This is a genomic window from Mycobacterium barrassiae (assembly GCF_025822765.1).
GTDB classification, from domain to species: domain Bacteria; phylum Actinomycetota; class Actinomycetes; order Mycobacteriales; family Mycobacteriaceae; genus Mycobacterium; species Mycobacterium barrassiae.
Window position 1 is genome coordinate 511,861 of record NZ_JACKUK010000016.1, and the last position, 22,189, is coordinate 534,049.

Here is a 22,189-nt window from a genome sequence, read left to right on the forward strand (position 1 = left end):
ATAGCGGAAAGGCAACTATGACCGAGAAGAACAGTGGTCCCGAAGAAGGCATCAAGGGCGCCGTCGAGGACGTGAAGGGTAAGGCCAAGGAAGCGGTTGGCACCGTGACCGGGCGTGACGACATGGTCCGCGAAGGCAAGGCCCAGCAGGACAAGGCCGATGCGCAGCAGGATGCGGCGCAGAAGGAAGCCGAGGCCGAAGCCGCTCGCGGTGGCGCCAAAGCTGCTGAGAAGCGCCAAGAGGCCGAGCAGCGATAGGAAGACCTAACGCGGAAGGGCCCAGCCGATTCGTTCGGCTGGGCCCTTTTCGTGTGGTGTCTAACTGCTGGGCCGTTGCCGCAGCGCATCGGGATGCTCTGCGTACCAACGGTCTTCGATCCGACGCACCCGCAGGTGTTCGATCAGCAGCCAGCCGCCGCCGACGATGAATCCCGCAACGGCCACGGACGCCAGCGTCAGGCCGACATCCTGATGACGCGTGGCGAACGCCGCCAAGCACGAGACAAACAGCACAAGGGCCACCCCGATCACGATGAGCCCCGGCATGATCTTGTTGTCCTTCATCGACTCCCCGGCGTGCGGGCGCGTTGTCCTGGCGTGGTCAACGGGATCTTTCGGGCCTTTCATCGGTACTCCTTTCTCCGACGTACCCTGAAGCCGCCCTGCGTGGGCTGATATCCACGGTAGGCCTACCGGACGGCGTTGTGCCAGAAACGACATCACTGGTAAGGCGGGTACTGCTGTTCACGCAGCACACCGGCCAGATGGGCGGCGTTGCGGGCCGCGGCGGCGGTGGTGGAAGCGACCGCCTCGGGCACCTCGTCGAGGTCCTTGTAGTCGCCGGACTGCATGGCCTCGCCGTTCCAATACGTGCATCCCTGGGCGGGGATGGTGTAGCCGATGTCGTTGAGTCCCTGGAAGCAGTCGGCGACGACCTTGTGTGCCCCGTCCTCGTTTCCGACGACCGCGACCAGCGCCACCTTGCCCACCATCACCGGCCGCTCGGCGTCGTCGGTGTTGGACAGTTCGGCGTCCAAGCGCTCGAGCACGCGCTGCGCGACGCTCGAGGGGTGACCGAGCCATACCGGTGTCGCCAGGACCAGGATGTCGCAATCCAGCAGCTTCTCGCGGATGCGGGGCCATTCGTCGCCCTCCCCCATATCCGCCTCCACGCCAGGCGAAATCGCGTAGTCGGCGCAGCGCAACGACTCGGTCTTCACCCCGTGGGAGCGCAGTTCTGCGCATACGTGCTCGGCGATCAACTCGCTACTCGACTGTGCCGGACTACGTTTGAGGCTGCACACCAGCGCGACGGCCGTCAGCGACGGCTGCGCGGTGGTCATCCTCCGACCAACGCGGGCCCGGCGATGGGCGCCATGCTCATGGTCAGAACGAGCAGCATCATCGTCAGCAGGAACCAGCCGACGCCCTGCCATGCCCACCAGGTCTCACCCCTGCGCCACGTCTGGTAGGTCCGGACGAAGGCGCGCAATGAGCCGATCAAAAGGATGATTGGTGCACCTAGCGCCAGCATGGCGCGTTGCGGGGCTCCGCATGCAACTGTGTCTGCCGTCGCGCCGCTGCAGGTACTCACCCACACGATGGCGGTGACCACGAACGCGATTCCCGCGACGGCAACGATTGCCCCGAAACGGACGGCGTCGCGGATTCCTGCGTCGTCTTGTTGCACACGGCCAGGACTCTGATACACAGACGAGCACTCCCGTATTCGGTGGTGAAGCCATTTGGGTGGCGAAGACGTGCCAGAGAATTCCCGCCGCCAGGAGCGGATAAACCTCAGGATGCGACGCGGTTATGCGCGGTGAGCAGTAGCCTGTCGTACGCGCTGCGGGGCGGTAGCTCGTCGTCGTACCGGAGCTCCAGGAAATCCCTGACGATCTGCTCGGCCAGCGTCCGCAACTTGGTGTTGGTTTCCTGCGAACGCCACCTGAGCAGTTCGAACGCAGAGTCGGCGCTGATCCGGTAGATGACCATCAGCATGCCCTTTGCCTGCTCGATCAGGGCCCGCGCCTCGGCGATCTCCGCGACCGCCTCGGTGACGAACCGGTCGTGGCGCTGCTGAACCGACGGCGTGACGTCGACGTAGAAGCCGTGGGTTCCGATCACGGTCCCGGTGTCGTCGAACATCTGGTCACCGACCACGACGACGTGGTGTACCTCGCCGTGGGTGTCGACGATGCGGTGCCTGGTGGAGAACGCGCCCGCCGTCCGGCGGATCTCGTCGAGTGTGGCGGCGACCTGGCCGTAGTCGTCGGGATGCTTGTGCGACAGCACCAGCTCGGTGGTGGGCACGACGTCGCCCGTGTAACCGTGCATCCGTTGTACCTGGGGTGACCATTCCCAGCGCTCATCGGCGAAGTAGTACTTGAACGACCCGACGCGCTGGGGATCCCCGCCACCGTCGGCATGCTCGATGGGCGTCTGCCCGTCGTCGGCGGCCACCTCGTCGGTCATAACTGCAGATTAACCCGGTTACCTGCGACGGAACATTGCACCTGGTACGAAATTTCGCTTATCGGACAGAAGCCTGAACCGCGGCCCAAACGGCGAGGCACGTCGGGAATGTCGGTGCGCGCCCCTACGATTCGCCGCGTGGTGCTGAAGTGGCTGTTGCCCGCCGGGGTCGTGGCCGGTTTGTCGACGTGGGGGCTGGGGGCGTCACCCGGGTGGAGCCTTGCGGTCGCCGTGGTCGCGCCGATGCTCCTGGCGGCGGCGCCGCGCTTCGTCCGCGGGGCGCTCGTCGGCATGCGCACCCCGCACCCGCGCGAGGACCCGGCCGCCGCGTTGACCGGCACCGAATTCGAGGATTACGTCGCGCGGATCGCACGATCGAGCGGTGCGCCGGTCATCATGACGCCGCTCAGCGGTGACTGGGGTGTCGACATCATCGTCGGCAAGCGGCCGAATCGTCTTGCCATTCAATGCAAACGGCAGTCGCGCCCCGTCGGCGCAAGTGCGGTGCAGGAGGTGGTCGCCGGTGCACCGATGCAGGATTGCGCCAGGACCATGGTCGTCACAAACCACGAATTCACCCCTGCTGCACGCAAACTCGCCGAACTGCACGGCTGCGAGCTGGTGAGCGGAGCGGAGCTCAGTCGCCTCCGCGCGACGATCCGGCGGCTGACCGGGCCCTCAACACCGACCGAGGTTTAGCGCAGCGCGTCACGCAGGGCATCGACCGCGATGTCGATCTCCTCCCGCGACACCGTCAGCGCCGGCCGGAACCGCACGCTGTCGGCACCGCTGCCAAGCATGATCACCCCTCGATCCCACAACTTGGCGAGCAGCTCATCGCGCTGCGCAGTGGACGGCAGGCTGAACGCGCACATCAGCCCACGACCTCGGACGTCGAGCACCTGGCCAGGGAATTCTTCGGCGAGCTGGGCAAGCCGGTCGAGAAGGTGTCGGCCAGTCCTGGCGGCGCGCGCCATCAGGTTGTCCGATTCGATGATTTCCAGAATGCGCCGCGAGCGCACCATGTCGGCCAGGTTGCCGCCCCACGTCGAGTTGATGCGAGAGCTGACGGTGAAGACGTTTTCGGACACCTCGTCGACACGCCGGCCCGCCATGACGCCGCACACCTGAGTCTTCTTGCCGAATGCGACCACGTCGGGAGCGACTCCCAATTGCTGGTAGGCCCAAGGGGTTCCGGTCATGCCGCAGCCGGTCTGGACCTCGTCGAAGATGAGCAGAGCGTCGAACTCGTCGCACAGTGCCCGCATCGCCGCGAAGAACTGCGGGCGGAAGTGGCGGTCGCCGCCCTCACCCTGGATGGGCTCCGCGATGAAGCAGGCGATGTCGTGCGGGTTGCTTTCGAACGCCGCGCGCGCCTGGCGAAGCGACTCCGCCTCGACTGCGTCCATATCGGCCCCTGGCCGCAGGTACGGGGCGTCGATGCGGGGCCAGACGAACTTGGGGAAACGCGCAACCTTGTTGGGGTCGGTGTTGGTCAGCGAGAGCGTGTAGCCGCTGCGGCCGTGGAAGGCGCCACGCAGATGCAGCACCTTGGTGCCGAGCGCAGGGTCGATGCCGCGCGCCTCGTTGTGTCTGCTCTTCCAGTCGAACGCCACCTTCAGCGCGTTCTCGACGGCCAACGCTCCGCCGTCGACGAAGAAGAGGTGAGGTAGCGCCGGGTCGCCGAGCACGCGCGCGAACGTGGCGACGAAACGCGCCATGGGCACGCTGTAGACATCGGAGTTGCTCGGCTTGTTGACCGCGGCCTGCGCGAGTTCGGCAAGGAAGTCCTCGTCATCCGCCAACGCCGGATGGTTCATACCCAGCGCCGACGACGCGAAGAACGTGAACATGTCGAGATACCGCTTGCCGGTCCGGGCGTCGACAAGATGCGAACCGCGCGAGCGGTCGATGTCGAGGACGAGGTCCAGGCCGTCGGCCAGGATGCTGCGGGCCAGCACGGCGCGAACGTCGTGCGGGCCGACCGGCGAGGCCACGGCGGCATCGTGGACAGAGTGCGACAGGAGGGCGGTCATAGACCGATTTTAACAGAAGATTTACGGTCTCCAGACCGTCTGACCGTAAGTGTTACGGCACAGAGTCGCGTCTATCGTAAAAAGTTTGTAAGATGATGGTGCTTCGAGTGCGTACGTTCGCCGCCGTTCGGATTCGTTGCAGCAAGTCTTCAAGCGCCCGCGCGGACTCGACCCGCACAAGCAGCACGTAGCTCTCATCGCCGGCCACCGAGTGACATGACTCGATGGCATCGATGTGTTCGAGCCGCGCGGGCGCATCATCGGGTTGAGAGGGATCGAGGGGAGTGATGGCCACGAACGCCGACAGCATGTTGCCGACGGCTTCGGGGTTGATCCTGGCCGAGTACCCGACGATCACACCCCGCGCCTCGAGGCGTCGTACCCGTGACTGGACCGCTGATACCGACAACCCCGCTACCGACGCGAGGTGGGCCAGCGTGGCCCGTCCGTCGGCGACCAATTCGCGCGCCAGCACCCGGTCGATGTCGTCGAGCGGTTCGCTCATGGCCGCACTGTATCCGAGCGAGGACGTGTGGCGATGAGCTTGCGTGTCCCGACGTGGCAGCTGCGTGCGCAGTTCGCGGCGGCCCTGTCGCGGTTGTATGCCGCCGAAGTGCCGCTCTACTCCACGCTGCTGGAGGTCAGCGCGGAAGTGAACCGCGAACTGGGCGCGACCGAGCGGGTGACCGCGGAGCGTCATGGCGCGATCCGGGTCGGCAGCCCGCGCGAGCTCGCGGACGTGGCAGAGCTGTTCGCGGCGTTCGGCATGTATCCGGTCGGCTTCTACGATCTGCGCGACGCCGAATCACCCGTTCCGGTCGTGTCGACGGCGTTCCGGCCGATCGATGCAGATGAGTTGGAGCGCAACCCGTTCCGGGTGTTCACATCCATGCTCGCGACGTCCGATCAGCGATTCTTCTCCCCCGACCTGCGCGCCCGTGTCGAGCGCCGCCTCGCCGCGAGGCAACTTTTCGATCCGGCGCTGATCGATGACGCGCGCCGCATCGCCGCCGATGGCGGCACCGACCGCGAGTTCGCGCAAAGGTTCGTTGGCCGCGCCGTTGCCGCATTCGCGTTGTCACGGGAGCCGGTCGACCGGGGATGGTATGACGAGCTGAGCCGCGTGTCGGCGGTGGCGGCAGACATCGCCGGTGTCGCCACCACGCACATCAATCACCTGACACCACGCGTGCTCGACATCGACGAGTTATACCGACGGATGTCGCAGCGCGGGGTGGCGATGATCGACGCGATCCAGGGTCCGCCCCGCACCGAGGGACCGGATGTGTTGTTGCGGCAGACGTCGTTTCGGGCGCTCGCCGAGCCACGACGCTTCCGCGATGACAACGGCGTGGTCTCCGACGGCACGCTGCGCGTGCGCTTCGGCGAGGTCGAGTCACGCGGGGTGGCGCTGACTGCCGAGGGCAGGCAACGCTACGACGCGGCGATGGACGCGGTAGATCCGGTCGCGGCGTGGGCCGACCACTTCCCCACCACCCATGAGGAGATGGCCGCGGCGGGGCTGGCCTACTACCACGGCGGCGATCCGTCCAAACCCGTTGTCTACGAGGACTTCTTGCCGGCCTCTGCGGCGGGCATCTTCCGATCCAATCTCGACGCCGACGCACAGACCTCAGATGGGGCCGACGAGTCGGACTACAGCATGCACTGGATGGCCGGCCAGATCGGTCACCACATTCACGATCCCTACGATCTCTACGAGAAAGCCGCGTCATCATGACCACTATGCAGAAATCACAGCTCCCCACCGCCGACGATCTGCGCGCCCGGGTCCGCGATGCTCTGGCGGCTGTCGGTTCGCGAGTAGAACTGGGCGAGCCGGGCGGCCACGGAGCCGCTCGGCCGGCGACATCCGGCTCACGCTTGCAGGCCAGCACCCCGATCACCGGCGACGTGCTGTTCACGATCGCGGAAACGACTCCGGAGCAGGCGGATACCGCCATTGCCGAAGCCGCGCAGGCATTTACATCGTGGCGGACGACCCCGGCGCCCGTCCGCGGTGCGCTGGTGGCGCGGCTCGGTGAGCTGCTGGTCGAGCATAAGGCCGATGTCGCGACGCTCGTCACGGTGGAGGCCGGCAAGATCACTTCCGAAGCCCTCGGCGAAGTGCAGGAGATGATCGACATCTGCCAGTTCGCCGTCGGCCTCTCGCGTCAGCTGTACGGCAAGACCATCGCATCCGAGCGCCCCGGCCACCGGCTGATGGAGACCTGGCATCCGCTCGGCGTCGTCGGGGTGATCACGGCGTTCAACTTCCCGGTTGCGGTCTGGGCCTGGAACACCGCGATCGCATTGGTGTGCGGCGACACCGTCGTCTGGAAGCCCTCGGAGCTCACCCCGCTGACGGCGCTGGCCTGTCAGGCGTTGATCGAGCGCGCAGCCGACGAGGTTGGGGCGCCGCGGGGAGTCAGCCGGCTCATTCAGGGTGGCCGTGAGATCGGTGAGCGCCTCGTCGACGATCCGCGGGTGGCGCTGGTGAGCGCGACGGGTTCGGTTCGGATGGGTCATCAGGTCGGGCCGCGGGTCGCGGCGCGGTTCGGAAAGGTGCTGCTCGAACTCGGCGGCAACAACGCTGCCATCGTCACGCCGTCGGCCGACCTCGACCTCGCGGTGCGCGGCATCGTGTTCTCCGCCGCAGGCACGGCCGGCCAGCGGTGCACGACCTTGCGCCGCCTGATCGTGCATTCCTCGGTCGCCGACGAACTCGTCGGCAGGATCGTGTCCGCGTACCGGCAGCTACCGATCGGCGATCCGGCGGCCGACGGGACGCTGGTCGGCCCGTTGATCCACGAAACCGCCTACCGCGACATGATCAAGGCGCTGGAGCAGGCCCGCGCCGACGGCGGTGAGGTGCTCGGCGGTGAGCGGCACGAACTCGGAGATGAAAGCGCCTACTACGTCGCGCCCGCCGTCGTCCGCATGCCCGCACAGACCGAGGTGGTGCATACCGAGACGTTCGCACCAATTCTCTATGTGCTGACCTACGAGGACCTGGATGAGGCAATCGCGCTGAACAATGCGGTGCCACAGGGTCTTTCGTCGTCGATCTTCACCACGGACGTGCGCGAGGCGGAGCGTTTCATGTCCGCCGACGGCTCGGACTGCGGTATCGCCAACGTCAACATCGGTACGTCGGGTGCCGAGATCGGCGGCGCGTTCGGTGGCGAAAAGCAGACGGGCGGTGGGCGCGAGTCCGGCTCGGACTCATGGAAGGCGTACATGCGCCGGGCCACCAACACCGTCAACTACTCGTCCGAGCTGCCATTGGCACAGGGCGTGCACTTCGGCTAGCACGCATTGAGCGCCTTGCCCGCCGAACGTGACACCAGTGCGAAATTCGGCCGCGTTTTTCGCCGTGTGTTCACGTTCGGCGCGCTATGACTCCAGCCTTGGCGCAGCCGTCGAGGACGGCGAGAAAGCTCCACCGCAGCAGTCGTGAGCTTACTGTCTCGAATGCCTTGCCACCCGACCAAAGCGGATGGGTGTACTTGGTGACCCAGTCGACGTGGGTGCCTTCACCCTGCGGAGTGAAAGTCAACGTCCCGCCCTCGTGGACGAAGCCGGGGACCGACCGCAGAATCAGATAGGAGAAGCTGCGCGGCGGGTCGTACGCCGTGTACTCCTCTTCGAACCACATGCCGGTGCCGGTCACCACCCGGACCGCGCCTGCTTTCAGCTCCGACGACCCTTTGGCCAGCCTGGCGCCGAGGACGAGTGGCGCAGCCTTGAGGCTCGTCGGGTCGGCGAGCCAATCGAACACCCGCTCGGGTGCCGCCGCGATGGTGCGTTCGACCCGCAACTCGATCACTGGGTCAGTCTAGGGTCGAACCAGCAGCCGAACAGTCGGTTACGCACTTGTTGGACATGTGTCAATTAGACTGTCGATATGTCAGAACCTCGCCGCCGGCTGTCGCCCGAGGATCGACGCAAAGAGCTGCTCGCACTGGGCGCCGAGGTGTTCGGACAACGCCCCTACGACGAGGTTCGCATCGACGAGATCGCCGAGAAGGCGGGCGTGTCCCGCGCGTTGATGTATCACTACTTCCCCGACAAGCGGGCGTTCTTCGCCGCGGTGGTCAGCGCCGAGAGCGAACGGCTCTTCGAAGCCACCAACGCACCGCTTCAACCCGGTCTGGGTCTGTTCGAGCAGGTGCGCGAGGGCGTCCTCGCCTACCTCCGCTACTACGAGGCCAATCCCAACGTCGCATGGGCCGCCCACGTGGGCATCGGTCGCTCCGACCCCGTGCTGCGCGGCATCGAGGACGTCGACAACGACCGTCAGGCCGAACGCATCGTCCACGGTCTCGCCGGCGACCAGCTCGATGCCAAGGTCGAACGCGACCTGCGCATCGTCATCTATGGATGGCTGGCGTTCGTTCTCGAGATGTGCCGCCAGCGGATGCTCGATCCGTCGACCGACGTCAACACCGTCGCGGACGCGTGTACGCACGCCCTGTTCGACCTGGTCGCTCGGGTGCCGGGGATCCCGGAAGTGCTGTCGGAGGCCATCGCGGCCGCACGCCCCTGAAATATGTCGGTGCCCTCCGGCACGATGGCTGAATGAGCACCGCCGCGCTCGCCCGCTTCAGCCCACTGACCCGTCAGTGGTTCACGGGCACGTTCGCGGAGCCGACGCCGGCTCAGGAGCAGGCCTGGTCTGCCATCGCCGACGGCGACAACACGTTGGTCATCGCCCCCACCGGGTCCGGCAAGACGCTGGCCGCGTTTCTATGGGCCATCGACCGCCTCGTATCGTCGGAACCCCGGCCCGCAGGCGCAGGCACACGAGTGCTCTACGTTTCGCCGCTCAAGGCATTGGCCGTCGACGTCGAGCGCAACCTGCGGACGCCGTTGACCGGTATCGGCCGCCTCGCCGAGCGCAGCGGGACCGCCGCACCCGACATCTCTGTCGGCGTGCGCTCCGGTGACACCACCCCCGCCCGGCGCCGCGAGCTCATCACGCGGCCGCCCGACATCCTCATCACCACTCCCGAGTCGCTGTTTCTGATGCTCACCTCGGCGGCCCGCGAAACGCTGACCGAGGTGCAAACCGTCATCGTCGACGAGGTCCATGCCGTCGCCGGCACCAAGCGCGGGGCCCACCTGGCGCTTTCACTGGAGCGGCTCGACCAGCTTCTCAACAAGCCCGCCCAGCGCATCGGGCTGTCCGCGACGGTCCGGCCGCCCGAAGAGGTGGCGCGCTTCCTGTCTGGCCAGGCGCGCACCACCATCGTGTCGCCGCCTGCGGCGAAGACGTTCGACCTGTCCGTGACGGTGCCCGTTCCCGACATGGCCAACCTCGAGAACAACACCATCTGGCCCGACGTCGAGGAACGCATCGTCGATCTGATCGAGGCGCACAACAGCTCGATCGTCTTCGCCAATTCGCGGCGGCTGGCCGAACGACTCACCTCGCGCCTCAACGAGATTCACGCCGACCGCACCGGTGTCGAACTGTCCATGGAGCACAACCCGAAAGTGGGCGGCGGCTTCCCGGCGCAGTTGATGGCCAGCGGGGCGTCGTACGGCGCCCCGACACTGCTGGCCCGCGCGCATCACGGATCGGTGAGCAAGGAGCAGCGCGCGCAGGTCGAGGACGACCTCAAGAGCGGGCGACTCAAGGCAGTCGTCGCGACGTCCAGCCTGGAGTTGGGCATCGACATGGGCGCGGTCGATTTGGTGATCCAGGTCGAGGCGCCGCCTTCGGTGGCCAGCGGTCTGCAGCGCATCGGTCGCGCCGGTCACCAGGTCGGCGAGATCTCCCAGGGCGTGCTGCTTCCCAAGCATCGAACGGATCTCATCGGGTGCGCGGTCACCGTCAAGCGGATGCTCGCCGGTGAGATCGAGACCATGCAGGTGCCTGCGAATCCTCTCGACGTGCTGGCGCAGCACACCGTCGCGGCGTGCGCCCTCGAACCACTCGACGCCGACCGCTGGTTCGACGCGGTGCGGCGCAGCGCCCCGTTCGCGACGCTGCCGCGCAGCGCCTTCGAGGCGACGCTCGATCTGCTGTCGGGCAAGTACCCGTCGACCGAGTTCGCCGAACTGCGACCGCGTTTGGTGTACGACCGCGATGCCGGCACGCTCATCGCCCGCCCCGGCGCACAACGACTCGCGGTGACCTCCGGCGGGGCCATCCCCGACCGCGGTCTGTTCACCGTCTATCTGGCCACCGACTCCGAAAAGCCCTCGCGGGTAGGGGAACTCGACGAGGAGATGGTCTACGAGTCCCGTCCCGGCGATGTGATCTCGCTGGGTGCCACCAGCTGGCGCATCACCGAGATCACCCACGATCGGGTGCTGGTCATTCCGGCGCCGGGACAGCCGGCCCGACTGCCGTTCTGGCGGGGCGACAGCGTGGGCAGGCCACCCGAGCTCGGCGCGGCAGTCGGCGCGTTCACCGGGGAGCTGGCTCAACTGGGCCGCGACGAATTCACCGAACGTTGCCGCGCAATGGGTTTCGACGAGTTCGCCTCGGACAACCTGTGGCAGCTGCTCGACGAGCAGCGCCAGGCCACCGGTGCGGTGCCGACGGACACGACGTTCGTGGTCGAGCGGTTCCGCGATGAGCTCGGCGACTGGCGGGTCATCCTGCACTCCCCCTACGGGCTCCGGGTACACGGACCACTTGCGCTAGCGGTATCGCGCAGGCTGCGGGAACGGTACGGCATCGACGAGAAGCCGACGGCCTCCGACGACGGCATCATCGTGCGGCTGCCCGACACCGAGGACACGGCGCCTGGTGCAGACCTCTTCGTGTTCGACGCCGATGAGATCGAGCCCATCGTCACCGCGGAGGTCGGCGGCTCGGCGCTGTTCGCCTCACGATTCCGCGAATGTGCCGCGCGCGCTTTGCTTCTGCCGCGTCGGCATCCGGGTAAGCGCTCGCCGCTGTGGCATCAGCGTCAGCGCGCGGCACAGCTTCTCGACGTCGCCCGTAAGTACCCGGACTTCCCGATCGTGCTGGAGGCGGTGCGCGAATGCCTGCAGGACGTGTATGACGTGCCGGCGCTCACCGAGCTGATGCACCGGGTCGCGCAGCGGCGGCTGCGGGTGGTCGAGGTCGAGACTCAGACGCCCTCACCGTTCGCGGCCTCCCTGTTGTTCGGGTATGTGGGCGCGTTCATGTACGAGGGCGACAGCCCGCTGGCGGAGCGCCGCGCCGCAGCGCTGTCCCTGGACAGTGTGCTGCTGGCCGAGTTGCTCGGCCGCGTGGAGCTGCGCGAGCTACTCGATCCGCAAGTCATCGCGACGACCACGAGCCAGCTGCAGCACCTCAGCGAGGATCGCCGGGCGCGTGACGCCGAAGGCGTCGCCGACCTGCTGCGGGTGCTGGGTCCGCTGACCGAGGCGGAGATCGCCGAACGGTGCACCACCACCGACATCGGCGGTTGGCTCGACGGTCTGCGGGCCGCCAAACGAGTGCTGACGGTGTCGTTCGCCGACCAGGTGTGGTGGGTGGCCATCGAGGACATCGGCCTGCTGCGCGACGGCGTCGGGGTGGCCGTACCGGTCGGGGTGCCGACAGCCTTCACCGAAGCAGCCGACGATCCGCTGGGCGAACTGCTTGGTCGCTACGCCCGCACGCGCGGACCGTTCACCAGCCACGACGCCGCCGCTCGATTCGGGCTCGGCCTGCGCGTGGCCGCCGACGTGCTGGGCCGAATGGCGATCGACGGCAAGCTGATTCGCGGCGAGTTCACCTCCGGAGCCGCCCCGGCGGCGACATCCAATACAGCAGCCGATTCCACCGAATGGTGCGACGCCGACGTGCTGAAGATCCTGCGCCGCCGGTCGCTGGCCGCGCTGCGGGCGCAGGTCGAGCCGGTCAGCACCGCCGCGTACGGCCGGTTCCTGCCCGCGTGGCAGCAGGTCGGCTCGACGCACAACGCAGGCGTCGACGGTCTAGCCCAGGTCATCGAGCAGCTGGCGGGCGTGCCGATACCGGCGTCCGCCGTCGAGCCGTTAGTATTCGGTCAGCGTGTCCGCGACTATCAGCCCGCGATGCTCGACGAGCTGCTGGCATCGGGAGAGGTCACCTGGTCGGGTGCGGGCCAGATCGGCGGCGGCGACGGCTGGATCGCGTTCCACCAGGCCGACACAGCGCCGCTGACGCTCGCGCCGCCAGCCGAGATCGAGTTCACCGACACCCACCGCGCGATCATGGACACGCTCGGGCGAGGCGGCGCCTACTTCTTCCGTCAGCTGGCGGACAACCCGAACGACGAGCTGAAACAGGCGCTGTGGGAACTGATCTGGGCGGGCTGGGTCACCGGCGACACCTTCGCTCCGGTGCGGGCCCTGCTGTCGGGTCCCCGTCGATCAACGGGTCGTCATGGTGCTCCGGCGCACCGGCAGCGTCAGCGCGCGCCGCGGTTGAGCCGCTACAGCGTCGCGCACGCGCAGGCCCGCTCGTCCGATCCCACGGTCGCCGGCCGCTGGTCGGCGCTTCCGACCGCGGAGCCGGAATCCACTGTGCGCGCACACTTCCAGGCCGAATTGCTGCTCAACCGCCACGGTGTGCTGACCAAGGGGGCCGTCGCCGCGGAAGAGGTACCGGGCGGCTTCGCCATGCTGTACAAGGTGCTGACGGCGTTCGAGGACGCGGGTCGATGCCAGCGCGGGTACTTCGTGGAATCGCTGGGCGGCGCACAGTTCGCGGTGGCATCGACGGTCGACCGGCTGCGGTCCTACCTCGACGGCGTCGACCCCGACCATCGCGAGTACCACGCGGTGGTGATGGCCGCCGCCGACCCGGCGAATCCCTATGGGGCGGCGCTGCCGTGGCCCACCCGCAGAGTCACTGAGGACGATGCCGCCGATGTCGCGCACCGTCCCGGCCGCAAGGCGGGCGCACTCGTGGCGGTCGTCGACGGCGAGTTGGTGTGGTTCGTCGAGCGCGGCGGGCGCTCGCTACTGACCTTCACTGACGACACCGAGGCCCACGTCGCGGCGGCCGCCGCACTCGCCGATCTGGTGAGCGCGGGCCGGGTACAGGGATTCCTCATCGAGAAGGTCAACGGCGTCTCGGTGCTGGACCCGGGCAGCGACGGCCAGCGGGCCGCCGTCCAGGACGCCCTGATAGGCGCAGGCTTCGCGCGCACACCTCGGGGTCTGCGGCTGCGGTGACGGGACGCCTACAGTTCGAGGTATGCCTCTGCGCACAGCTCTGACGGCGATGTTCGGGATCGAGCATCCGGTCGTACTGGCACCGATGGGAGGCGTCGCGGGTGGGGCGCTGGCCGCCGCCGTGTCCGAGGGCGGCGGTCTCGGGCTGATCGGAGCCGGGAGCGGCAACGAGCGATGGCTCGACCGTGAATGCAGCATCGCGAAGGCAGCCACCAATAAGCCGTGGGGCATCGGATTCCTGACCTGGGGTGTGACCCCCCAAGTGCTCGAAGCGGCGATCGAGCAGTCTCCGTCGGCGATCATGCTGTCGTTTGGTGACCCGGAACCGTTCGCCGAATCGATCTCGGCGGCGGGCATTCCGCTGATGGCGCAGGTCTGCTCGCTGGACGAGGCCAAGCGCGCGCTGGACGTCGGGGCGGACGTGGTTGTGGCACAAGGCATGGAGGCCGGCGGCCACGGTGGTGGCCGCGCCACGTTGCCGTTCGTGCCTGCGGTCGTCGACATCGCGGGCGCGACGCCGGTTCTGGCGGCGGGCGGTATCGCCGACGGTCGCGGTCTCGCTGCGGCGCTGGTGCTCGGCGCCGCGGGCGCGATGCTCGGAACCCGCTTCGAAGCCACCCCCGAAGCGCTTCTGGACGCCGACGAGGTCAAGGCGATCCTGGCGGCGGAAGCCAGTGACACCACTCGCGGCAGGGCCGTCGACGTCGCTGCCGACGCGGATTGGCCGGCGCAATATCCGGCGCGAACGCTGCGCAACCGGTTCATCGATGAGTGGCAGGACCGCGTCGACGAGCTCGACGATGCGGTGCGGCAGGAGTACCGCGCCGCGGTCGAACGACGCGATTATGACTATGTGCCGATCTGGGCGGGTGAAGCCGTCGACCTGATCGGCGAACCGGAAAGCGCGAGCATCCTGGTCGCCCGGATCGCGGAGCAGGCGGAGCGGGCGCTCGCCGTCGCGGGTAAACATGCCTGAAGGCGACACCGTCTGGCACACCGCGGCCCGACTACGTGAGGCGCTGGAAGGAAAGACGCTGACACGCTGCGATATTCGCGTCCCTAAGTACGCGACGGTCGATTTGTCAGGACAGGTCGTCGACGAGGTGCTCAGCCGCGGTAAGCACCTCTTCATCCGCGTCGGGGAGGCCAGCATCCACTCCCACCTGAAGATGGACGGCAGCTGGAAGGTCAACCCGGTCAACAGGCCCAGCCGCGCAGGGCACCGCATTCGAATCGTCCTGGAAACAGCCGATGTTCAGGCGGCGGGTATCGACCTCGGCGTGCTGGAGGTCCTGCCGCGCGCCGACGACATGGACGTCGTCGCACACCTCGGTCCAGACCTGTTGGGGGCGGACTGGGAGCCGCGCACCGCAGCGGCCAACCTCACCGCCGACGCCGACCGGCCGCTCGCCGAGACGCTGCTCGACCAACGCGTACTCGCTGGTGTCGGCAACGTGTATGCGAATGAGTTGTGTTTCGTCTTCGGCCACCTGCCGACAGCGCCGGTCAGGGACGTCCGCGATCCGCTGCGCTTGGTTCAGCGAGCACGCGACATGTTGTGGCTCAACAGATCACGAACCAACCGCACCACCACCGGCGACACCCGACGCGGGCAGCAGGTATGGGTCTACGGCCGCGCCGGTGAACCGTGCCGCCGCTGCGGTACGCCGATCAAGTCGGACAACACCGGCGAACGCATCAGCTTCTGGTGCCCGAACTGTCAGACCTAGCCGTCGTAGTAGTCGTTGCCGCGGGAGAACTCGACGAACGTGCACGCCTGCTCGCCCACGGTCCAGGCATCGTGTCCGGGCGGTAGCAGCATCACGTCCCCGGCCGAGAACACCTCTTCCGAGCCGTCGGCCATCCGCACCGCCAGTGCACCACTCGTGACGACCGCGACGTGTGGAAGCTCGCACAGTTCGGTGCCCGCGTACTCCTTCAGGTCGCTGGACCATCGGGCGCCGGTGTCGAAGGTCACCTGTGTCACCGACACCCCGTTGAGCACGGCGGTGCGTTTGGAGATCAGACCGTGGACGTCGCTTTCGATATCGGCGAAGCGGGCCTTCTGCATGGCGGGGTGGTAGTCGACCATTCGGCGATTGATATCACGCGCGCCGCGCGCCGACCAGAGTAAAACTCAGGGCGAGCCCTTCGCCGAGAGTACGGTTGTTGACGGATTTCGCCCAATTTTCGTGCAACAACCGTACTCTCGGCGAGCTTGAGCGTTAGGGAAGCGCCAGCTTGACGATCTTGCGCACCACCGTGCCGAACTGGTGCAGCAGCGGGCCCTTGTTGTACGGGATGCCGTAGCGGCGGCAGATATCCTGCACCTCCGGCGCGATCTCGGCATGGCGATGTGCCGGGATGTCGGGGAACAGATGGTGCTCGATCTGGAATGACAGATTTCCGCTCAGGATGTGAAAGAGTCTGCCGCCGGTCAGGTTCGCCGACCCGAGGATCTGGCGGAAGTACCACTGGCCGCGCGTCTCGGCCTTGGTCTCCTCGACCGAGAACTCCTGGACGTCCTCCGGGAAGTGGCCGCAGAAGATGATCATGTACGACCAGACGTTGCGCATCAGGTTGGCGGTCATGTTGCCCGCGAACACCCACGGCGCAAAGGGGCCGGCCAGTAGCGGGAAAGCCACATAGTCCTTGAGCGTCTGCCGCTTGGTCTTACGCCAGATGCCTTCCAGGATCTCGCGCTTGTCCGCGATCGAGATCTCCCCGGCGGTGATCCGCTCGGTTTCCAGTTCGTGCAGCGCGACGCCGTATTGGAACAGCACCATCAGCAGGAACGCATACACCGGATTGCCGAGGAAGTACGGACGCCACTTCTGGTCTTCGCTCATCCGCAGAATGCCGTAGCCCACGTCGCGGTCCATGCCCACGATGTTCGTGTACGTGTGGTGCATGAAGTTGTGCGAGTGCCGCCACTGGTCGGCCGGGCACGCGGTGTCCCACTCAAAGTTCTTGCTCGACAGCGCAGGATCACCCGTCCAGTCGTACTGGCCGTGCATGACGTTGTGGCCGATCTCCATGTTGTCGAGGATCTTCGACAACCCCAGCATCGCGGTGCCCGCGAGCCAGAACGGCGGGAAGATGCCGCCGAACAGCAGCGCCCGGCCGGCAACCTCTAAACCGCGCTGCGCCTTGACAATTCGACGGATGTAGGTGGTGTCGCGCTCGCCGAGATCGGCGATGACCCGCTCCTTGAGCGCGTCGAGTTCACGGCCGAACGCGTCCGCCTGCTCGGGGGTCATCGTCACGGTCTTGCCCGCGACGGTCTTGCTGATGGTCTGCGGTTGTGTGCCGACAGCAGTGGTCATCTCGATGACTCCTTCGTGTTAGAGCGCCAGGTCGACGTCGCCGACGGGAACGGACACGCAGATCTGCACGTCCTCCTCGTCGGTCGTCGACACCGCGCCGGTGATCAGGTTGCGCACCGCACCGCGGGTCTTGCGGCGGGTGCAGCTGTGGCAGATGCCCATTCGGCATCCGCTCTCCGGGTTCAGGCCTGCGGCCTCGGCCTGCTCCAGCAGGGGTCTGCCGTCGTCGACGATGTCGACGGCCGTGTCGGTGAATGCCACTCGGCCGCCGGAGGATTCGGCCGGGACGGTGAAGACCGGAGGGACGAAGCTTTCCGACTTCGCGCCGGGAAGGTGGGCACGCACCGCGTCGACGAGCGCCGGCGGCCCGCACACGTAGGTGTCCGTGTCAGGTCCGGGGTCTACGACCCTAAGGTGTTCGGCGTCGAAATGTCCGGTGAGGTCGCCACCGCCGCCGCGGGTGTAGCCGTGCAGCACCCGCACACCCGCCATCGCCGACAGCTCGTCGGCGTAGCAGGCCTCCTCGCGGGTGCGTGCGTAGTGGATGAACGTGATCTCGCGGTCGGCGCCCTCCGCCCGGAGGGTACGCAGCATCGACATCACGGGCGTGATGCCGCTGCCGCCTGAGATGAACAGGATGCGGCGCGACCGAACGGCGGGCATGACGAAGTCACCGCCGACCGAATCGAGGCCGACCACCATGCCCGGCCGGGCGTGGCGATTGAGGTACGTCGAAACCAGGCCGCCGTCGTGGTGGCCGATGGTCAGCTCGATGTACGGGGACCCCTCGGCACTGGCCGGCGAATATGACCGAGTGCGACGGCGGCCGTCGATCTCGACGGTGAGGTTGATGTGCTGTCCGGCCGAAAAACCGGTGAACGCCTGATTCGGCTCGAGGGTGAGGGTGACGCTGCGCGGGGTCTGCCTGCGCACGGCGATCACCTTCGCGCGAGGGTCGCGCTCGGTCCATGTCGGTTCGACTAGCTCGGTGTACCGGTCGACGCCGTGCGGGCCGGTGAGTAGGTCGACCAGCGGCGACCGCAGGACCTTTCCCCGCCATCCTCGTGTCAAAGTTTGGGTGAACATGTGTACACCGTGCGACGCCTACTAGATCGGCGTCAACAGATTTACCCAGGTTGTGGTAGGTTTCACAAAGTGAACAATCGTACGCCCAGTTCACGAACGAGCCGTTCGAGCAGGTCAAGCAAGTCCCGGTCCCGCGACACCCTCTCCCGAGAGGAACGCAAGGAGGCCACCAGGCGGGCGATCGTCGCCGCGGCCCTGCGCCTACTGGAGGACCGCAGCTTCGCCGCCCTGTCGCTGCGTGAGGTCACCCGTGAGGCGGGCATCGTGCCTGCGGCGTTCTACCGCCATTTCGACTCGATGGAAGCGCTGGGCCTGGTCCTCATCGACGAATCGTTCCGCGCGCTTCGCGACATGCTGCGCGGAGCGCGGGCGGGCAGGCTGGATCCGAACCGGGTCATCGAGTCGTCGGTGGACATCCTGATCGAGGGCGTCAACGAACGCCGGGAGCACTGGCGCTTCATCGGCCGGGAGCGCTCCAGCGGCGTGAGCGTGCTGCGGTACGCCATCCGCACCGAGATCCGGCTCATCACGTCGGAGCTGGCGATCGACCTGGCCCGCTTTCCCGGGCTCAACACCTGGAGCGGCGAGGATCTGAACATCCTGGCCAGCCTGATCGTCAACGCGATGATCTCGATCGCAGAATCCATCGAGGACGCCAACGACTCGGCCGCGCTCGACGAGATCAGGCGCATCGCGGTCAAGCAGCTGCGGATGATCGTCGTGGGCGTCGCGGGCTGGCGTAGCACCGTCTGACGCCGACCGGTACCGGGCTAACGTGTCGCCCATGCCTCATCTCGAATTGACGTACCCCCGGCCCGACATCGCCGTCCTGACACTGAACCGGCCGGAGAAGCTCAACGCACTCTCCTATGACTTGGTCGAGAACCTGCACGCCACCCTCGACGGGATTCGCGACAACAACGACTGCCGGGTCGTCGTCCTCACCGGCGCCGGACGCGGGTTCTGCTCGGGTCTGGACCTGACCGATCCGAACCCGAACAAAGCCGGTGGCGGAACCGAGTTCCCGCGCTCGGGAATGCGATGGCAGGAACGAATCGCCGACCTCACCGCCCGGATCCATCGCCTCCGGCAGCCGGTGATCGCCGCGGTCAACGGACCCGCGTACGGCGGCGGCATGGGGATCGCGCTGGCCTGCGATATCCGCATCGCATCGGAATCCGCGCGGTTCTGCACCCAGTTCATCAAGCTCGGCCTCGGCGGCTGCGACATCGGCGTCAGCTACACGCTGCCCCGCATCGTCGGGGCGGGGCCGGCCTTCGACCTGATCCTGACTGCCCGCGTGGTCGAGGCCGACGAGGCGCTCCGCATCGGCATGGTGTCGCGCATATGCCCCGACACAACCGTGGTCGACGAGGCGATCACGATCGCCGAAACCCTATGCGGTTACGGCAAGTTCGGCGTGGAGTCGACCAAGCAGGTGCTGTGGGCCAACCTCGAGGCGTCGAGCCTGGAGGCGGCGTTGCATCTCGAGAACCGCAGCCAGATCCTCGCGTCGACGGGCGGAGTGATGGCCGAGGCTACCGAGGCGTTCCGCCACCGTCAGCGATGATCACCGTCCCGGTCATATAGCTTCCGGCGTCGGAGGCCAGAAGCAGTGCCGCGCCCACCATCTCGTCCGGCTGGGCCAGACGTTTCATGAGCATGCTCACCGACATACGGTCGATGGCCTCCTGCGGGTTGTTGCGCATCATGTCGGTGTCGACGGGGCCGGGCGCGATGGCGTTCACCCGGATCCCGAACGATGCGTACTCGGCCGCCATCGAGCGGGTGAAGGACATCAGGGCCGCCTTGTTCGACGAGTAGATCGCCGTGCCCGGCGCGAAGTTGAACGCCCCGACCGAGATCATGTTGATCACCGCGGCGTGTGAACTGGCCTTCAGATGCGGCAGCGCCGACTGCACCAGGAACACCGGACCCCTGACGTTGACCTCATAAGACTTGCTCAGGGCTTCTGCGGTCATCTCGCCGACGGGCTGCGTCAGCGCATTGGCCGCGTTGTTCACCACGACGTCGATGCCGCCGAACTCCTCGACCGTCTTGTCGACCAGCGCGTCGAGCGCGTCGAGGTCGCCGAGATGGGTCGGGACGCCGATGGCCTGCCCACCGAGTTCACGAAGATGCTTGGCGGCCTGCTCGCAGGCGTCGGGCTTGCGGCTGGCGACGACGACGCGTGCCCCGGCCAAAACGAAACCCTCGGCGAGCGAAAGCCCGATGCCGCGGGTGCCGCCCGTGACGATCACGGTGCGGTCGGTCATATCGAAGAGACGGTCGAATGTTGTGCGGTCCACGCGATCAGTCAAACAGATCGCGATGAGCGGCCACGTACTGTGCGACGGTTTGCGCGGGTCGGCCGATGAGGCGCTCGACGTCGTCGGTGGACCGGTTATAGCGATCCTCCCGATGCAACCGCGCCATCGCGGCGATGTGCTGTCGTACGTGCTCGGGCACGTCGAATGACTCGAGGAGCCGGCGCTCGTCATCGGTCGGGAGGTTCTCACCGGCGATGGGTCGCCCGAGCGCTTCGGCGAACTGCGCGGCGAGCCCGTCGATGTCGAGCACCTGTGGGCCGGTCAGTTCGTAGACCGCGCCGACGTGGTCGGTGGGATCGCGAAGGATCGCCGCCACGGCGGCGGCGACATCGGCGGCGGCGATGGGCGATGTGCGGCCCGCCCCGAACGGCAACGCCAGCACACCGCGGTCCCTCACAGTTTTCGCGCCGAGCATTGTGAACAGCGGATTGTCCAGGAAAACCGCTGGGCGGACGTGGATCACGGGCAGTTCCGACCAGTTGAGCACATGTTCGGCGAGCCAGTGCAAACGCTGATGCTTCGACTCGCCGGTACTGGTCAGGGTCATCTGCGACACCGTCATCTGCGACATGTTCACCAGGGCATCGAGGTGGCCGCGCTCCAGCGCCGTCGCGCACACCTCGGCGGTGGCCAGCAGGTAGTCCGCCGAGACGCTCATGTTGAAGAACATGCGGCGGACACCTACCAGCGCATCCGCGATGTCCGCCGCGTGCGTCAGATCACCGACGACGACGTCGGCGCCCAGGTCCCGAAGATATTGCGCCCGTTGGTCATCGCGACGCACCATGGCCCGCACCTGCTCTCCGGCGCCGAGCAGCAGGTCGACGACAGTGCGGCTGACGCTGCCGACCCCGCCACCGGCGCCGGTGATCAGGTACACGGGCTACTTCACGCTAGATGCAGCCGCTAACGCTGATGCGCCGGCCGACGCTGGCGCACACGTTGACGTTCGGCGCCGGCGGTGGGACGTAGGCCGGCGGCGGTGGAGGGGGCGGGGGTGGCGGCGGCGCACCAGGCGGCGGTGGCGGCGGCGGAGGCGGTGGCGGTGGCGCCAGAGCCTGGTTGAGATAGGAGAACGGGTCGCTGCACCCGGACACGTCAACGAACCTGCCGCCGACGGATCCGCACACCGTGGCGTCGGCGGTCGGGGTTGTCACGTTCACCAATCCACCGGCGAACATCACTGCCGCGGCACACAGCCATATTTTTCGCTGCCATATCTCGAGCACGTTTCGCTCCTTCGCGTGGCCGCCGTCGATAGGACGGGATGCGATTGTCCCAGTTCTCACGCCCCGTGTGTCGGTAACGACACGGCGTTTCTCCAGCACGCGAAGATACTTTGCTGTGTCGACAAACTCGAAGCCGCAGGTCGGGAAGCCGCAGCGGGATCATGCCGACACAATCCACCTTTTCGCATTGTGGATGACGTGATTGCAGGAGGATCGATCGTCCAGCTCGACCACGCATAGCTGCGATCGAAAAGAATGGTCTTTCTGCTCTAATCCGCGTTCTGAGCCAGGCCGATACCCCGTTTGCTCACCTGTTTCGCCAACCGGAGCCACCGGTGATTCTGGCCAAATTGCCAGGCTCACCTACTTCCGTCGGCAACGACTTCCCGGTATGTTTGCTGCGACGCAACGGCGTGCCGGGGACCTCAGGGGTGTGGCGCCGCCAGGTCGGCCCATCTGTTTCGCAATCCGGGAATGCTCATGCCTGCTCATATCGCCCGTCGCACTCGCATGCGGGTCGCTCCCCCCTCCGCGCACTATGCGTGGTGACCGATCAAC

Annotated in this window: 23 protein-coding genes; 10 read left to right on the forward strand and 13 right to left on the reverse strand. The window is 66.9% G+C overall.

The genetic code is table 11. The features are described 5' to 3' along the window. Positions 1–17 precede the first annotated feature (17 nt). Positions 18–257: a microaggregate-binding protein 1 gene (gene mbp1, locus H7J93_RS08355; protein ID WP_083154374.1), complete on the forward strand. Its 240-nt coding sequence runs from the start codon at positions 18–20 to the stop codon at positions 255–257. 60 nt (positions 258–317) lie between these two features. Here mbp1 and usfY read toward each other — a convergent pair whose 3' ends face one another. From usfY to H7J93_RS08375, 4 genes are all read right to left on the reverse strand, one after another. Next, positions 318–626 carry a protein UsfY gene (usfY, locus tag H7J93_RS08360; RefSeq protein WP_267305796.1) on the reverse strand — a complete coding sequence of 103 codons (309 nt, stop codon included), beginning with the start codon at positions 624–626 and terminating at the stop codon, positions 318–320. A gap of 92 nt (positions 627–718) precedes the next feature. Further along, complete coding sequence (locus H7J93_RS08365) at positions 719–1,342, reverse strand: flavodoxin family protein (protein ID WP_267305797.1); 624 nt, start codon at positions 1,340–1,342, stop codon at positions 719–721. After that, a complete protein-coding gene (locus H7J93_RS08370; RefSeq protein WP_372507815.1) occupies positions 1,339–1,689 on the reverse strand; it encodes a hypothetical protein in 351 nt (116 codons plus the stop codon). The genes H7J93_RS08365 and H7J93_RS08370 overlap by 4 nt, the downstream gene beginning before the upstream one ends. A gap of 107 nt (positions 1,690–1,796) precedes the next feature. Continuing rightward, positions 1,797–2,474, reverse strand: a complete 678-nt coding sequence (locus H7J93_RS08375) for a PAS and ANTAR domain-containing protein (protein ID WP_267305799.1) — start codon at positions 2,472–2,474, stop codon at positions 1,797–1,799. A gap of 108 nt (positions 2,475–2,582) precedes the next feature. Between H7J93_RS08375 and H7J93_RS08380 the strand changes: the two genes are divergently transcribed. Continuing rightward, positions 2,583–3,173: a restriction endonuclease gene (locus H7J93_RS08380; RefSeq protein ID WP_267305800.1), complete on the forward strand. Its 591-nt coding sequence runs from the start codon at positions 2,583–2,585 to the stop codon at positions 3,171–3,173. Here H7J93_RS08380 and lat read toward each other — a convergent pair. Further along, the gene (gene lat, locus H7J93_RS08385) at positions 3,170–4,510 is read right to left on the reverse strand and encodes an L-lysine 6-transaminase (RefSeq protein ID WP_267305801.1); all 1,341 of its coding nucleotides are present in this window, start codon (positions 4,508–4,510) and stop codon (positions 3,170–3,172) included. The genes H7J93_RS08380 and lat overlap by 4 nt on opposite strands. A gap of 52 nt (positions 4,511–4,562) precedes the next feature. Then, on the reverse strand, positions 4,563–5,015 hold the full coding sequence (locus H7J93_RS08390; protein WP_267305802.1) for an Lrp/AsnC family transcriptional regulator: 453 nt from the start codon (positions 5,013–5,015) through the stop codon (positions 4,563–4,565). 33 nt (positions 5,016–5,048) lie between these two features. On the opposite strand from H7J93_RS08390, the gene hglS reads away from it, so the two are divergent. Beyond that, positions 5,049–6,251, forward strand: coding sequence for a 2-oxoadipate dioxygenase/decarboxylase (gene hglS, locus H7J93_RS08395; protein ID WP_267305803.1), 1,203 nt, complete (start codon positions 5,049–5,051; stop codon positions 6,249–6,251). After that, positions 6,248–7,822: an L-piperidine-6-carboxylate dehydrogenase gene (gene amaB, locus H7J93_RS08400; protein ID WP_267305804.1), complete on the forward strand. Its 1,575-nt coding sequence runs from the start codon at positions 6,248–6,250 to the stop codon at positions 7,820–7,822. Before hglS ends, amaB begins: the two co-directional genes overlap by 4 nt. Positions 7,823–7,892: 70 nt before the next feature. Here amaB and H7J93_RS08405 read toward each other — a convergent pair whose 3' ends face one another. Then, on the reverse strand, positions 7,893–8,339 hold the full coding sequence (locus H7J93_RS08405; RefSeq protein WP_267305805.1) for an SRPBCC family protein: 447 nt from the start codon (positions 8,337–8,339) through the stop codon (positions 7,893–7,895). A gap of 78 nt (positions 8,340–8,417) precedes the next feature. On the opposite strand from H7J93_RS08405, the gene H7J93_RS08410 reads away from it, so the two are divergent. From H7J93_RS08410 to nei2, 4 genes are read left to right on the forward strand one after another with little or no spacing between them, the layout of a single operon-like run. Further along, complete coding sequence (locus H7J93_RS08410; RefSeq protein WP_267305806.1) at positions 8,418–9,059, forward strand: TetR/AcrR family transcriptional regulator; 642 nt, start codon at positions 8,418–8,420, stop codon at positions 9,057–9,059. Positions 9,060–9,091: 32 nt separating this feature from the next. After that, complete coding sequence (locus H7J93_RS08415) at positions 9,092–13,660, forward strand: ATP-dependent helicase (protein ID WP_267305807.1); 4,569 nt, start codon at positions 9,092–9,094, stop codon at positions 13,658–13,660. Between the two features lie 22 nt (positions 13,661–13,682). Then, entirely contained in the window at positions 13,683–14,636 is a 954-nt protein-coding gene (locus H7J93_RS08420; protein ID WP_267305808.1) for an NAD(P)H-dependent flavin oxidoreductase, read from the forward strand. Next, positions 14,629–15,390, forward strand: a complete 762-nt coding sequence (gene nei2, locus H7J93_RS08425; RefSeq protein ID WP_267305809.1) for an endonuclease VIII Nei2 — start codon at positions 14,629–14,631, stop codon at positions 15,388–15,390. The genes H7J93_RS08420 and nei2 overlap by 8 nt, the downstream gene beginning before the upstream one ends. Here nei2 and H7J93_RS08430 read toward each other — a convergent pair. The 3 genes from H7J93_RS08430 to H7J93_RS08440 form a co-directional block, all read right to left on the reverse strand. Continuing rightward, positions 15,387–15,752, reverse strand: a complete 366-nt coding sequence (locus tag H7J93_RS08430) for a cupin domain-containing protein (RefSeq protein WP_267305810.1) — start codon at positions 15,750–15,752, stop codon at positions 15,387–15,389. The genes nei2 and H7J93_RS08430 overlap by 4 nt on opposite strands. Positions 15,753–15,885: 133 nt before the next feature. Next, the gene (locus tag H7J93_RS08435) at positions 15,886–16,986 is read right to left on the reverse strand and encodes a fatty acid desaturase family protein (protein ID WP_276021460.1); all 1,101 of its coding nucleotides are present in this window, start codon (positions 16,984–16,986) and stop codon (positions 15,886–15,888) included. Between the two features lie 18 nt (positions 16,987–17,004). Continuing rightward, positions 17,005–18,072, reverse strand: coding sequence for a ferredoxin reductase (locus H7J93_RS08440; protein WP_267305811.1), 1,068 nt, complete (start codon positions 18,070–18,072; stop codon positions 17,005–17,007). A gap of 69 nt (positions 18,073–18,141) precedes the next feature. Between H7J93_RS08440 and H7J93_RS08445 the strand changes: the two genes are divergently transcribed. Next, complete coding sequence (locus tag H7J93_RS08445; RefSeq protein ID WP_267305812.1) at positions 18,142–18,825, forward strand: TetR family transcriptional regulator; 684 nt, start codon at positions 18,142–18,144, stop codon at positions 18,823–18,825. 31 nt (positions 18,826–18,856) lie between these two features. Continuing rightward, complete coding sequence (locus tag H7J93_RS08450) at positions 18,857–19,642, forward strand: enoyl-CoA hydratase/isomerase family protein (protein ID WP_267305813.1); 786 nt, start codon at positions 18,857–18,859, stop codon at positions 19,640–19,642. Here the strand turns inward: H7J93_RS08450 and H7J93_RS08455 are convergent. Genes H7J93_RS08455 through H7J93_RS08465 form a run of 3 tightly spaced genes read right to left on the reverse strand, consistent with a single transcriptional unit; the run spans position 19,611 to position 21,583 of the window. Further along, positions 19,611–20,381, reverse strand: coding sequence for an SDR family NAD(P)-dependent oxidoreductase (locus H7J93_RS08455; RefSeq protein ID WP_267305814.1), 771 nt, complete (start codon positions 20,379–20,381; stop codon positions 19,611–19,613). The two genes, H7J93_RS08450 and H7J93_RS08455, sit on opposite strands and share 32 nt — an antisense overlap. Positions 20,382–20,385: 4 nt before the next feature. Continuing rightward, the gene (locus tag H7J93_RS08460; protein WP_267305815.1) at positions 20,386–21,282 is read right to left on the reverse strand and encodes an NAD(P)H-binding protein; all 897 of its coding nucleotides are present in this window, start codon (positions 21,280–21,282) and stop codon (positions 20,386–20,388) included. A gap of 13 nt (positions 21,283–21,295) precedes the next feature. After that, positions 21,296–21,583, reverse strand: a complete 288-nt coding sequence (locus H7J93_RS08465; protein ID WP_267305966.1) for an RNA-binding protein — start codon at positions 21,581–21,583, stop codon at positions 21,296–21,298. Positions 21,584–22,189: the final 606 nt, after the last annotated feature.

Coding starts and splice junctions, on each gene's coding strand:
- mbp1 (WP_083154374.1), top strand. CDS start 18: ATGACCGAGAAGAACAGTGGTCCCGAAGAAGGCATCAAGGGCGCCGTC.
- usfY (WP_267305796.1), bottom strand. CDS start 626: ATGAAAGGCCCGAAAGATCCCGTTGACCACGCCAGGACAACGCGCCCG.
- H7J93_RS08365 (WP_267305797.1), bottom strand. CDS start 1,342: ATGACCACCGCGCAGCCGTCGCTGACGGCCGTCGCGCTGGTGTGCAGC.
- H7J93_RS08375 (WP_267305799.1), bottom strand. CDS start 2,474: ATGACCGACGAGGTGGCCGCCGACGACGGGCAGACGCCCATCGAGCAT.
- H7J93_RS08380 (WP_267305800.1), top strand. CDS start 2,583: ATGTCGGTGCGCGCCCCTACGATTCGCCGCGTGGTGCTGAAGTGGCTG.
- lat (WP_267305801.1), bottom strand. CDS start 4,510: ATGACCGCCCTCCTGTCGCACTCTGTCCACGATGCCGCCGTGGCCTCG.
- H7J93_RS08390 (WP_267305802.1), bottom strand. CDS start 5,015: ATGAGCGAACCGCTCGACGACATCGACCGGGTGCTGGCGCGCGAATTG.
- hglS (WP_267305803.1), top strand. CDS start 5,049: ATGAGCTTGCGTGTCCCGACGTGGCAGCTGCGTGCGCAGTTCGCGGCG.
- amaB (WP_267305804.1), top strand. CDS start 6,248: ATGACCACTATGCAGAAATCACAGCTCCCCACCGCCGACGATCTGCGC.
- H7J93_RS08410 (WP_267305806.1), top strand. CDS start 8,418: ATGTCAGAACCTCGCCGCCGGCTGTCGCCCGAGGATCGACGCAAAGAG.
- H7J93_RS08415 (WP_267305807.1), top strand. CDS start 9,092: ATGAGCACCGCCGCGCTCGCCCGCTTCAGCCCACTGACCCGTCAGTGG.
- H7J93_RS08420 (WP_267305808.1), top strand. CDS start 13,683: ATGCCTCTGCGCACAGCTCTGACGGCGATGTTCGGGATCGAGCATCCG.
- nei2 (WP_267305809.1), top strand. CDS start 14,629: ATGCCTGAAGGCGACACCGTCTGGCACACCGCGGCCCGACTACGTGAG.
- H7J93_RS08430 (WP_267305810.1), bottom strand. CDS start 15,752: ATGGTCGACTACCACCCCGCCATGCAGAAGGCCCGCTTCGCCGATATC.
- H7J93_RS08435 (WP_276021460.1), bottom strand. CDS start 16,986: ATGACCACTGCTGTCGGCACACAACCGCAGACCATCAGCAAGACCGTC.
- H7J93_RS08440 (WP_267305811.1), bottom strand. CDS start 18,072: ATGTTCACCCAAACTTTGACACGAGGATGGCGGGGAAAGGTCCTGCGG.
- H7J93_RS08450 (WP_267305813.1), top strand. CDS start 18,857: ATGCCTCATCTCGAATTGACGTACCCCCGGCCCGACATCGCCGTCCTG.
- H7J93_RS08465 (WP_267305966.1), bottom strand. CDS start 21,583: ATGTTCGCCGGTGGATTGGTGAACGTGACAACCCCGACCGCCGACGCC.